Source organism: Halothece sp. PCC 7418 (assembly GCF_000317635.1).
GTDB lineage: Bacteria > Cyanobacteriota > Cyanobacteriia > Cyanobacteriales > Rubidibacteraceae > Halothece.
This window is the reverse complement of the sequence record NC_019779.1, coordinates 18,455-31,428: the sequence shown is the minus strand read 5'-3', so window position 1 is coordinate 31,428 and position 12,974 is coordinate 18,455. Positions and strand designations below refer to the sequence as shown.

Below are 12,974 nucleotides of genomic sequence, written 5' to 3'. Positions count from 1 at the left end.
AATCCCCCCTATCCCCCCTTTGTAAGGGGGGAAGTTGTTCCCCATTGACTACAACAGAGTTTGTAAAATTCCACTAAATGAGGAATGGCTTTTGAGGCGTTTTCGTCTTGAATCATGGCTAAATCTCCTACTGCAATTAATAATCTCTTTTGACGACTCATGGCGACACAAAGCCGATTTTCTAACATTAAAAAACCATATTTTCTCCGCAAGTCTGCTTCTTTTTTGACAGGAATTGTATTGCTTCGCACTAAGGATAAGAATACGATATCAAATTCTTTTCCTTGAAACGCATCTACTGTTCCTACTCTTAACTGTTCAACAATTTTTCCTTCTTTATCACGAGTTTCTCGCCATTGCGGTGCAATTTCATATTTTCCTTCATCGGAGATTTGTGCGAGATCAACGGTTTCTAATGCTTGCCAAATTTCGGTCACTTGTGCGGAATAAAAGGTGATGATTCCAAAGGTTAATTCTGGATTGATTTTAATTAAACGGGCGACTTCTTCAGCGATGATTTTCGCTTCTATGGGGCGAGATTTACTTTTTCCTTGTCTTTCTTGTCCTTGTTTACTGGGAACATTAATCCAACTGGCAACCGCCGTGTTATAGTCGGGAAGATGATGATAAAAGTCTTTTTCAGGACGTTGAGATTCAATATGGGGTTCACCATGAATTTCATAGAAGTTTTGGCTGACAAAATCACCTAAAATGGGGTGCATTCGGTATTGAGTATCAAGGGTGACAGTGCGTTTAATTCCGTCTTGCTTTTCTAGGTTTTTCAGGTGATTAAACAAACGTTCAAAGAGACTTTTCTGCAAGATTTCTTGAGTGGTTTCTGAGGAGTCACGGAGTTCTTTTTCAATATCAGGTTCTAAAATATGAGGGAGTTGGCGATGATCTCCTACTAAAACAATTCTTCGTTCTGCTTTAGAAAGAGGGATAAATAAGTCTAAAGGGTTCGCCCTGGCTGCTTCATCAACAATGACGGTTTCAAAAACACTATTGTCTGTGTTTGTAATCTTTTGAACGGCTTTTCCTGCGGATTGTTGACAAGTGGCGGCTAAGACAACGGTATAATTATTAAGGGTTTCTCGTACACCATTAGGATCGGTTTTTAAGTCGTCTAAGTATTCTTCTAAAACGTCTTCTATTCCTTCTTTGGATTGTCGAATGTGATCGCTTAAGGAGTGATGAACTTGGTTCAGCAGACTTTCGATTTCAGGGTTAGAAATGGGAGAGACAGGGGTGATTTCGATGGGTGTAAGTTGTTCGAGAAGTTCTTCTTTGAGGTTAGTTAATGCTTCTAAAAAGGGTGGAGGTGTTTCTTCGATCCAAGCGGCGGCTTGTTGTAAGAGTTCAAGTTGTTCTGATGTTAAAATGTTTAGAGAGTCAAGACGAGATAAGACTTTTTGCGCCGCGATCGCGCCGTCATCGCTAAAACTTCCAGCATCAGTTCTTAAACTTCTCACTGCTTTTCTGGCTTTCTCTCTTGCTTCATCATCTTCAATTTCTGGTGGTCTTTTTAATTGCTGAATATAATCTAGCAACTGGTCACTAAGTTCTTTTCTAATTCTTCCTTGTGTTAAGTCTAAAACTTCTTTTAATAAGGGGATACTTTCTTGAGGAGTTCGCGGTGTCAGCGCATAACTGATCACTAAGTTTCCTACTTGTTTTAAGAGTCTTCTTCCTGCGGTTTCTGGGGTGTTTGCAAGTTGTGCTTCTAATTTTTCAATGCGTTCTCTTCGCCAGCGATCGATGTTATCTAAACTTGATGGTTGGCGCGATCGTCCTCCCACTCGTACCGCAGGAAGTCCATAGACAACCGTTTTTTCTGCTGCATTTTCTACCGCATCATGTTGAAAACTGGTTAAAAGTAAGCGATGGGTAATGCTACGATTGGTTTCTTCTGCTACTTCTGCTAATCTGGCTTCTATAGCAGTAATTACTTTAGTTTTTCCTGTTCCAGGGGGACCTTGAATTAATGCAATATCGGGGGTATTTAAAGCCACTTTTATCGCTTCTTCTTGACGAGGGGTAGGACTCATCCCATTAAAAACTTTTTTGACTTCTTTGGTGATGGGTTTATAGTTTCTCGTTCGTCGCACAGTAACGGATTGTTGTTCTAAAATAAGTCCTAATTGCGGCATTCCTCCCTCTGCATTTCGGATGCGTTCTTCTGCTTTTTGACGGCGGTTTAATCGTGCATAATCTCCTGAGAGAGAAAAGAAAATATATCCTTTTTCAGGAATGGATATTTCTTCATCAGGATCGAGGGGACGAAGATCAATGGTTTCTGGTTGATTAAAGTTAACTTGTGTGACTTGTCCTCGAAATTGGTTTTGTTGAGATTTCTCTTTTTTTGTGTTGGTAAAGTCTGGAGGAATTGAATTAACTTCTAAGGAAAAATTAGGAGTATCGCTTAAGCGTTGTAGTTGTTCTCGCAGTTGAGAAGAGGACTGAAGAAAGAAGCGACGATCGCCGTTGGGAAGTATTTTATAATTATGATAGTTTAACCAGCCGAGTTGCTGGGCTTGTTCAACAATTGCTTCTTGTTCTAAGTTATTGTATTGTTGCCAGAGGGCTAAATAACTTTCTGAATTTTGGATTAAAGCATCGAGTTCAGTGCGTGAACTTCCTCGCATTGTTCCCGCAATAGACGCATCACAAAAAGAAAATTCTGCGTTAACCAAAATAACGGGACGGATATTATTTTGGGTTTTCCGTTGCGTTCGTTTTTCAATTCTTTCTATTCTTAAAGTTTGTTCAATGGTGCGTTTGACATTAACTTTGATGGTTTTCCCTAACAACTGAAAACTATTTTCTAGTCCGTTTTGATAAGATTGACCCGCTTGTAATAAAGTGCGTGGTGGCTTTCCCTCTTGGGGATTATCCATCAGAATTTCTTGAGTTAACCAATTAATAATATCTTCAGAACTTGCAGTATTTTGAAGATATCGATCGCGCACATCGTCTATAATTTTTTCATCGACACCAATAGGAAGTTCATCAGGTAAAGTTAGCGCATAAGGAAACTCATGAATTTGTACTTGTAAGCTGTTTTGCTTCACTGAAACTAACCAACATAAACGAGGAAGATTACGTTCTAAAATCTCTTCTAATGTCTGTTGAGATTTGCTATCACTTCCCGAAACTTCCCACACTTGATCAGAAAACTGAAGGAGAGTTTCTCTTGTGGTTTGCGGTTGATACAAAAACACCTCTGCTTTTTTCTTTAAGGCGTTTGTATCTTTGTTTTTCGTTTCTAATTCAATCAGAAAGATTCGTCCTGCTTGTAAATCACTAATTTTCATTGGTTTAACTCCGATCAATAAATAATGCAACACGATGAGGGGCATTTAACGCATCAAAATGTAAACGCCAGCGTCCATATTTTTCATTTTTGTAAATTGGGAAAGCCCGCCATTTCTCACTATTGATACTGGCTGATTTTTCTATCCCATAAGCCTCACAAGTTAATAAATAATTCTTATCCTCGACACTACGAACTCTGATTTTTTCTCCTGCTAAAACCAGTTCCACTAACGGATCAGTTCCCGCTTCTCCTGTTCGTCCTTTAATCACGCGAGTCGTTAAAGTTAGACCATAATTCTCTTCTAAAACCAGACGATGAAAGATATGTTCTTTTTCCTCACAACATCCTTTTTCGGGTTCCCAACGGATGATCCGCACTTCCACAAAACGCGGTTGCGGTGAATCGCACCAGGGACAAAATCGCTGTTTATTGGGATAATAGGTCATTGCACACTCTGGACAATGAACTGTAAAAGCCGCAGCCGAATATAACTTATCTCGCCATTGAGAAATACCAGGACGTTGTAGGGGATCATTTAATCCTTCTCCAAAACACTGTTGAGAGAGTTTCCGCAACCCTGGAGATAAAACTATCTCACGGGGAATACCTGCTTCCGTTTGATTGCGAGTATCATGAGGATCATCAATCCAAGGAACTTCCCCCTGATACGCTTTGTCTTCTAATTCGGGTTCTCCTTCATTTACCCAGTCACCAATGAAGGGATGAATGAGGGTTAAGGCCTGAAAAACAATCACAGCAAACGCATAAGCATCAGTGAGAGTATTAACTCCAGACTTTCCTTTCACCACTTCTGGTGCGCCATAACTGGGAGTATAAACCCCTGAAGCGGGATCAGATTCATAATGAAGGTTATCCGCATCAATTAATCGCACTTCGTAGCTATCCACATCGCTAGAAATAAAGATATTTCCTGGGGAGGGGTCACTATAAACTAACCCTTTGGCGTGGAGTCGAGAAAAGATTTCCGCACATTGCGCTAGTAACAGTAACCGCCGTTTTAGTCCCCCTCCTGCGAGATACAATTCAGGATCAACAGGAATATTGATTAAGGTTTGAATGGGAGTCATTCCCGTTAATATTTCCATGACATACCCAACACGAGGCGGTTTTAACATGGCTTTAGGACTTGCCATTTTTAAGTCGTCTATGGGAAGCAGTCTCACTCGTTGGAGTTTTCGGCGTAGGGTTTCACGATCAGATTTTTTGGGAAGCAGTTTAACCGCATATCTTCCGCCACTGACAGCAAAAACCTTACCTTGTCCTCCTTCTCCCAATTCTTTGGTTAATTCATAAGCGGTTCCCAGTTCATCAACTACGGTTTTTTTTGGCTTATCCATTTTTCTCTCCTGTTGGTTTGGCGAACAGTATGGCTAAGGTTTTGTCATCGAGATGGTTTTCGGTTGTCCATTGGCGCAATTCGGAAGCGATCGCGTGGTAACGTTTGCGGGGAGGAAGGGGCGCAAAATCATTGATTAGCACTTCTATAAAATCTCCAATACGATCGGGTTTTAAGTCATCAGCAATGCCATCAGAAGCGAGTAAAATGGCTGTTCCAGGTAGGAGGCGCGATCGCGTGATTACTGACCATTCCTTTGTTGAACGGGCGACACCTAACCCTGTGGTCTCATTCCCAAAGCCCGTTTTCGGTGGAGTCAACCGAGTAACTTTTCCATCGGGTTCCCGTAACGCTACAATTCCATCTCCTAACTGCGCCAACACCAGTTTTCCTGAAGCCAAAACCACCGCAAATAAACAAGTTGCAGCACTATCGGCTTCTGATTGAGGAAGCACTCGCAATGTCCAATTGATATGAATCAAACGCAATAAATAAACGGGAGGCGCGTCAGACACTTTCGCCCAGTTTCTCAACCCATCATTCACCGCTTGACACGCCATTTTTGCGCCAAAACGAGCGTTGGGTTTTGACCCCATACCATCACTGACAACAACCGCAGTGGTGTATCGGGTGCTGTGTCGTTTCCAAGCATCTTCATTAGGGCGATTTTCTTTTTTGTGAAGAATACCTTGTACGGAAGCGCCAAAGCATTCCCAATGATTTAATTCCATTTCTAAAAGTCAATGTCGTCAATATCGTCATAGTCAAAGGAAGGAACTGTGTTTGGGGTCGCACTTTTCGAGCGACTGGTGACGCTTAGAGTGACAAAACGGAAAAACTGACGAATTTGGCTGGCTTCATCAGCTTGGAAAACGGGTAATTGCGTGTCTTGGTTGGCAATAAACGCCTGTAGTGGCTCATTATCGGCTTCTGCGCCAATTCCCATCGCCAGACGCACGGCTTTAGAAGCTCGTGGGGAGTCTAATAATTCTTTGAGAGGGGAACGCCAGTCATCGGTAGGAATGCCATCAGACACTAAAACTAGGGTGGGACGATAATCCCGGCTGGCGATTTGTTCTTTGTCTTCTAGCATTTCTTTCACGAGAGAAAAAGCACTTCCCATAGGGGTTCTTCCCGCAGCGCTCATGTCTTTCCAAATTACTTCATCTGCAATCAGTAAGGGTTGGTGAAGGGTGGCTGCATTACCGTTAAAGGTGACAACAGAGACATAAATCTTTGCTCTGACATCATCTTCATCTTGAAATGAGTTGAGCATTTCTCGAAGCGCACGGTTTAGAGTTTCGATTTTCCCATCAACGCTCATGCTACCACTGACATCAGCGAGAATAATTACGGGAAGTCGTCTTGGGGCTTGGGTTGTAAACTGTTTGAACTTGCTCATTGTATAGAATGGGTCAGCGTTTGTTACAGATTGTTCAGGCTGATAAGGCTCAGTTGTACTAATTGATTTTGTTTTTATTACTTTTTAATTGTTATTCATATTAGTTTAATTTAGACTAATTGTAATAACTTAATTGTGATTTTTAATCAAGTTGTAATACTTTTCTATATCAAAATATAATTTTTCACAACAGTGATCAGTTGTTGCTAGATTCAAAATGTGATGAGAGCAACACTTTAATTTAGTGTTGCTGATTCGGCTTGTCTAATAGCGTAAGGCGTAACTCCAATAGACAGTGGTTACACAAATGATTTCATCTTGCAGTTTGGGAAGAGCGATCAATCGTAATCCTCGCAATTTATCGGCAAAATTGGAGTAAGGGGTATTTTCCAGAGATTTATCCAGTAGTGTCCAAGTTTTAGCTTTTGAGTGAAATTCAACTTCTCCATAAGCAATAGCCAGTTTCATCATGTCAAGGTTGATTGCGCGTTGTTGCATCCGTCGTTGAACATGGTTTCGGTCCGTGTATTTCCCAGTTAGGAAGAGGTCTGGAATTTTTTGAACGGCTTGATCTTGGCTCACCAGCATCCGCAATTGTTTCGTGAACTTCATGCTCTCAGTTGCTTGCTTCCTTAACGCTACTCACTTATCCGCAGTGGATTGGACAATTATGCACGGTTATTGTTTCTTCAGTACCGAACGCCAGTGATTGATTTGTTTCCGCTTGCGACGAGCATTCTGAGGAGTTTTCCGCGCTTTTTTCTTCGCTCCATCTCGTTTCCATTGGGGTTGTTGATTCATAATCCTGTCCTGTTCACTCTCTCGATGATTAAGGAAGATTTGGATTTTGTGTTGACTCTCCATGCGAATGGCGACTTTTTTTAATAGGGAAGGGGTGGAACGAATGGCTTATAGTCTCCCATCTGCAAGATATGGGTGCTGAGAAATTCTTCGCTTTCTTCCATATAATTAATGATGTTGTCGATGTCGAGGGCGATTTCAGCTTTACGTTCATCAGGGAGATCGTAATCATGGCGAGGAAAAACTAACGCCATCATTCCCACTGCGGTAATATTCAACGCTTTGTAAACCCCTGTGTTATTGAGACGCAAAATATTAGTGTGTATTTTGGAAAATTCATCAGAACGTCGCACCAGTTCAGGATGGTAAAGGAATTGGAACGCACCATAGGGCGCACTCACTTGATCCTCGGAAAAAGAGAAAACATAATCAAGGGTAAAAGCCCATCGCAAGGTAAATTTTGCAGAACGCTCCCATGCTCCTTTTCGACTTCCTGAAAATCGCTCAGTAAACTCGGTAAATTTCCACTTGGCTTTAGTTTCAAGGGTTTCTTTTAACTGCTCTGAAGAGTAAGAAGCCTGAACATCAGGATATCCCACCCCCTCAAGCGTATCTTTGATATCAAGACAATGAAAGATATTCATAGTTGAGTCCGTTCTCTATTGTTTCTAAATGACAGGAACATTAACTTTTACGCAACGATCGCGCTGATTATGCACCTTTAAATTTCATTCAACCAATTTTGAAGGACATTCTGTAAGTTGGGTTGCAGTTGAAAGCCTTGTAAAGGGGGTTCTAAGGGTTGTTCTGTAATCCATGAAATTTTCAGTTGACGGCTGAGTTGGCGACATAATTTCTGGAGTTCAGGAGTTGATTCAGGGTTACAATTGTAGAGAATCAGGGCGAGTTGGTTGACTTGTAGGCGATGTTTAATTTCAGGAAGATGTTGTTTAATTTGTGGTGCATTATTAGCTGTGGGACTATTGATGTCAGGGAAGCTGGTTTCATAAATTTGATTGAGTAGTTCCTGCGCGATCGCGCTTTTATCGGTTTCTTCGACTAAACAATCAGCATCTATGGGAATTGGATAAACATTGGTTGTTGCTTCCAGTTGAGATAGAATTTCAGGTAAATATTGCTGTTCTAAAGAGGGATTAAATTCTGCTGGATCAGTCGGTTCTACTTCTGGGTGTGGGGTTTTGGTTTGAGAATGCCATGCTTGATAAAATTCAGGGTAGCTTAGATTCTGAGCACAGTGTAGTAATATAGAACGCTTACTAATTCCATATGTTGTTTTATTCTGTATAATGCGAGGAATGATAATTGGTATTACATCCCGATTATTGATTTCTTCATACCAAAATTGAATTGCATCCCAAATTAGTTTTTCGTCTAAGTCAGTTTGAATAAATCTTGTTAGCTCATTTACAACATTCTGATCATAAGGTTCTATTGTATGTAGTAATTTTATCGCTTCTAATTTGATTTTACTTTCGTTGCAAATTTGAACAAAGCCTTTCAACAAAACAGGTAAATCAGGGTCATTAGGACTGAATTGATTTAAGAAGGTAAATGCCTCAAAGATGCTTTTAGATTCATTATTGTTTCTGATGATATTTTTTAAGGAGTCAACAATAGTTAAATTTTTACTCTCAAGATCATTGAGTATGCTAACTGACCTTAGACAAATTTGAGCATCATCAAATCGATCAATAGCCTCTAATAATGAATCAATTATGTAATCATTGACGGGATTGATTTGATCAGATTTTATAGTCAAGTCAACTCCTACTCTACGAGCCAATATTTTTATAGCTTTAAGGCAAACTTCTGTTCTATTGGTTTGATTAATTACTTTTAGAAGATAACTATAAATGTCAGGATGATCGATCTTATAGCGGTAATGGCTTGTATAAGCATAAATTGAACATAATATTTCTATTTTCAATAATTGATTTTCTTCATTCAGTTCATTTTCAATACTTTCAGTGATTAAAAACATTACATTTTTATCATCTAGAAAGTTTCTAGCTATAGAATCAAATTCTTCTTTAAGAAGTTTTTTAAGTTTTATGTCTATATTACGACTGATTAAATCTAGTGCTAATTGCACTGTTCTATAATCTCTTTCAAACCGATATGTTAGCAAACAAATTCCTTGTTTAATTTGGTAAAAGTCAACACTATCTATTTTACTTTTGACTAATTCAAATGAAGCTTCTTCAATATTTTGTAAAAGACGTTCAGCTTCTTCTTGATTTTTACATCCAAATTTGTTGATACATTCGTCAATAGGATCAGGAGAGTCATTGAAACTAAGCAATAACTCTAGAAATTGTGGATGCCCTTTATTATACCCACCATACATAAATTCCTCTGGAATATTTTGACTATCTAAAAATGCCTGATAAGATTCAGTAATTTGATTTGCTTTTTCATGATGAGGATCGATCTTTAAAATTCCTTTAGCAATAGTACTTGATGGTGTTGATTGTCCATGCTCAAAAGCCATTGTATCTCCATAAGACATATGCAATTTCTGGATATCTAACCCTAAAAGCTGGCTTAGCCTATTAACTGCTTCAGGATTTTGAAAGGATAAACGACCAACAACTTCACACCACCAAGTACAGTAATATAAGATGAAAGAAGGGTAATGTCGTAAGATATCAAGACTTTTAGCAACTACTCGTTGGGAATCACTTTCTAATAAAGCATCTCTACAAATTATTTCTATTGTAATTGGATCAGTTTCTTGCCATTCATTTATTTGATGATCTAGATAACCATAAGTTTTAGAAATTGCCCAGTTAATACTTTCATCAGCCCATTGAGATTCCTTAAACTCTCCGATTCCTGCTACTGCTAAACAACGAGCCTGAACGTAATAGTAATTTCCGCAATTATCCTCAAACTTCCATAATGCTTCAATCAAAAATTCCTTCTCATCCTTCTCAATATCTTCTCTTCCCAACCACAATAAAAACACTTCTTTCCACTGCGGTTCAAAAATTCGATAAGTTCCCTGTTGGGGATTCGAGGGATAATGGGTTAAGAAAAAGTGCCAATCCTCGATCGCGCACGCTGCAAAATATTCCTCAAACGTGGGATGAAAAAACGCAAAAACAGGTTCATCAGGATTTTCCTGGGCGACTCCCACCTGATTTAACCAACCGATATCAATGGCTGACCGAAATAAGGAAGTTTCCTCATCCCCTAACACCGAACAAACCAGTTTTTTACTCAAGCGAAATCGCTCTGAAGGTTGATCAATTGCTTTTTTTGCCAATCGTCCTAACGCTTGATTTAACTCCCTTTTCTGTGCAGTGGTAATGGGAAAAAACTCCTCTTTCCACTGATAAAAAATATCCACAAACAGTTTATAAAGTTGTGCTTTCGTTTCAGGAAGTTCTCCTTGTCGGCGTTGCCAAAACGCACATAATAAGGTTAGCCGTAACGGGTTTCTCACTAAATTCCGAATCCTTTCTTTCCCTGGACGATTCAATTCTTGTTCCAATGCTTCTGCTAATTCTGAGCTTTCTTGAAACCACTTTTGGGTAAATTCTTGACGCAATTCATCAGAAAAATCGAGGTTACGGTACACATCAAACTCATCCAGTGCATTTTTCCCCGCATCCCAAACATTCAACCGACAGGTTAAAATTACTCGCGCTGAAGATAGCCAACCTTGACGCAGTTGACTCGCTAACTGTCGCAAGGGGCTACTCTCTCCCATCTCATCCACACCATCCAAGAGTAGCCAAACCGATTGTTCTCGGAATAAGTTAATAAATTTCTCTTCTTGTTCAGAATTAACTCGCGGTGTTTTTAATGCTTTTTTCAGCCACTCTTTTAAAAGATAATCTTCTAAGGGTTGTCCCTGTAAATCAGCCAAAGAAACCCAAATGACAAGCTGATTCCCCTGAGAAGTTAGCCAGTCTCCCATCTTTTGCAGTTGAGTGGTTTTTCCCGCACCTGGTTCACCAATAATCGCCAGCCGTTTTCCTTGACTCTTGGGAGTGTTACCCTGCGTTAAAATATCGTCTAAAAACTCATCTCTCTCATAGCGTCGTGTTACTTCTTCTTGCTGGTAAAACTCAGACCCGTCTTCTGCGGAAGTGCTATCTTTTTTCTTCTCCTGTTTCTTACGTTCCACTAATCCCAAAGGAACAAAAATGTCATCCAAGTCAAACCGCTTTCCATCTCGATTGGTTAGGGGGTTGCTGGTAACTTGACGGGTTAACATTTCCTGCGCGATCGCGCTCCAGTCAATTTTCATGGGAGAATGAGAACTAGGATGCCACTGAACGCTAGGATTTTGAAATAGTACAGGAAGCCAAGTCGCACCGAGATAATGATTCTCTAAACCTTCTAAACGTTCTTTTGCTTCTCGATGGGCGAGTTCCACCGATTTTCCTTTAACCATTAAAGCATTCAAGAAATAGTCCAGAAAATGTTGCGCTACTTGGTTAGGAACATCCGCTTGCATCACAATCAATTGTGGAAGATTTAATTCCCAAAGAAGATACGCCAGTTCCAACCCATCACAGGAGTTGAAAATCGCCAGTTTCAGACCATTATTAATCGCTGTTCTTAATCCATTTTTGAGGTCAGCAAGGGAAAGGCTTTCTGTCGCATTCAGTCCAATTTCGCCTCCCGATTGATTACTGTTACTGTGTCCTGCAAAAAAGAGAATATCCCAATTCTGTTCCCAAAGTTGATCATTAAATTCTTGACGGGATCGTTCATCGAGATAATGAATTTCAGCATTGGTAAAGTTTTCTAACGTGGTGCGATCTTTCTCTAAATCTATTCCTGTAGAGTCGCCAAAAATTGCTAAAACTTTAACTTGTTCTGATTGTTCTTCTTGACGGGTTTGTAGATCGTAATTGAGAGAAGTAAAGCTAATTCCAACTTGTGAGTTCTGCTGAACATATTCCCATAAATGCCAGGGCAATTTTTGTAAAATCCGATCTTCACTTTCGATAATCACTCGGATGGGTTCGCCTGTTCCTAACTGCTGATAGAGAGTGTTAATAATTCTCTGAAACGACTCACTATTCAACCACTGATTAAAACTCTCTGTTATTTCCTGACAAACCTCTTCAAAACTTCCCTCGGAAACATTGGTAATATCCCCTTCATCTACTTCAAACACAGACCGCTGTTCTGGGTTAAATCGTTGCAAAAGGGCTTCGTAGAGTAACCGCCATCGTCTTTGTAATTCCGCTAATTTCTCATTCTTTGGAAGACTCCCCTCACACTGTTTTTTCTTGTCGATATTCGCAACGACACAATCAAATCCGCGAGAAAGACTTCCAAAACCAAAATTGAGAGAAATATCCATAACAACTGCTGCTTAAATGATCGAAGTGACTACTAATTTGTAAGAGACACTCGCGCTCATTATGCACGCTGCTACAAAGAAAATTGCTCAGTCTTAACAATTTCTTGAAAAATCACCTGAACCTGTAGCGGTGTTCCTGTTGGTGCAGTGACTGCACGCAACTGGATTAAACTATCCTGTTCTCCTGAAATGACAGGATTTTGGATTAATTCATCATTCTCATCTAACGCCCGTAGTTCCACTCCTTGTGGCAAAATTCCTTTTTTCCCCATGGGATGGAGTTTAATTTCAGTTTTCACTCTCCCATCCTCCAAGGGAAGACGCACCACCAATAACGCAAAAACTTTGGGAATGGGCGTTGCATCAAAATGAAGCGGTTTCGCTGCTTTGACTTGTTCCCCTTCCGTTTCTAACTCTCTTGTCATCGCGGGGACAGCACTGAGTTGATAGTCATTAAACAATGATTCTAGGGTACGCCACCCCTGTTCAAAGACACCTTCTAACCACTGGCGAGTATTCACCTGAGATGACTCAGAAGTAACAGTTTCTTCTCCCCAAGTTTCCAGCCAGTCTCCTTCCACATCATCTACATAACGATGGATATGCGCTTCTCCCTCTTCGAGTTTCGTCCTCTGAAATTCTCTCATGGAAGCTAGAGCAGCTAATGCTTCTTGCATGGCTTGATTCTGTTGCTTTGTTCCTTCTTTACTCATGATTCTTCTCTAGCTAACAATTGTTTCAAGGTTACAAT

Annotated in this window: 9 protein-coding genes; all 9 read right to left on the bottom strand. The window is 40.1% G+C overall.

Going from position 1 to position 12,974, the window contains the following annotated elements; all coding sequences use genetic code 11:
* Positions 1-8: 8 nt before the first annotated feature.
* On the bottom strand, positions 9-3,314 hold the full coding sequence (locus PCC7418_RS00130; protein ID WP_015224161.1) for a DEAD/DEAH box helicase: 3,306 nt from the start codon (positions 3,312-3,314) through the stop codon (positions 9-11).
* A gap of 4 nt (positions 3,315-3,318) precedes the next feature.
* Positions 3,319-4,674 (bottom strand): protein kinase domain-containing protein, encoded by a 1,356-nt coding sequence (locus PCC7418_RS00125; RefSeq protein WP_015224160.1) that lies wholly within the window; start codon positions 4,672-4,674, stop codon positions 3,319-3,321.
* Positions 4,667-5,404: a PP2C family serine/threonine-protein phosphatase gene (locus PCC7418_RS00120; protein ID WP_015224159.1), complete on the bottom strand. Its 738-nt coding sequence runs from the start codon at positions 5,402-5,404 to the stop codon at positions 4,667-4,669. The genes PCC7418_RS00125 and PCC7418_RS00120 overlap by 8 nt, the downstream gene beginning before the upstream one ends.
* Positions 5,405-5,406: 2 nt before the next feature.
* A complete protein-coding gene (locus tag PCC7418_RS00115; RefSeq protein WP_015224158.1) occupies positions 5,407-6,075 on the bottom strand; it encodes a VWA domain-containing protein in 669 nt (222 codons plus the stop codon).
* A 264-nt stretch (positions 6,076-6,339) separates the two neighbouring features.
* Positions 6,340-6,687 (bottom strand): DUF4258 domain-containing protein, encoded by a 348-nt coding sequence (locus PCC7418_RS00110; protein ID WP_015224157.1) that lies wholly within the window; start codon positions 6,685-6,687, stop codon positions 6,340-6,342.
* Positions 6,688-6,753: 66 nt separating this feature from the next.
* Positions 6,754-6,876: a hypothetical protein gene (locus tag PCC7418_RS21065; protein WP_015224156.1), complete on the bottom strand. Its 123-nt coding sequence runs from the start codon at positions 6,874-6,876 to the stop codon at positions 6,754-6,756.
* A gap of 80 nt (positions 6,877-6,956) precedes the next feature.
* A complete protein-coding gene (locus PCC7418_RS00105; protein ID WP_015224155.1) occupies positions 6,957-7,520 on the bottom strand; it encodes a hypothetical protein in 564 nt (187 codons plus the stop codon).
* 77 nt (positions 7,521-7,597) lie between these two features.
* Positions 7,598-12,223: an NACHT domain-containing protein gene (locus tag PCC7418_RS19170; RefSeq protein WP_015224154.1), complete on the bottom strand. Its 4,626-nt coding sequence runs from the start codon at positions 12,221-12,223 to the stop codon at positions 7,598-7,600.
* 71 nt (positions 12,224-12,294) lie between these two features.
* The gene (locus PCC7418_RS00095) at positions 12,295-12,936 is read right to left on the bottom strand and encodes a DUF1822 family protein (protein WP_015224153.1); all 642 of its coding nucleotides are present in this window, start codon (positions 12,934-12,936) and stop codon (positions 12,295-12,297) included.
* Positions 12,937-12,974: the final 38 nt, after the last annotated feature.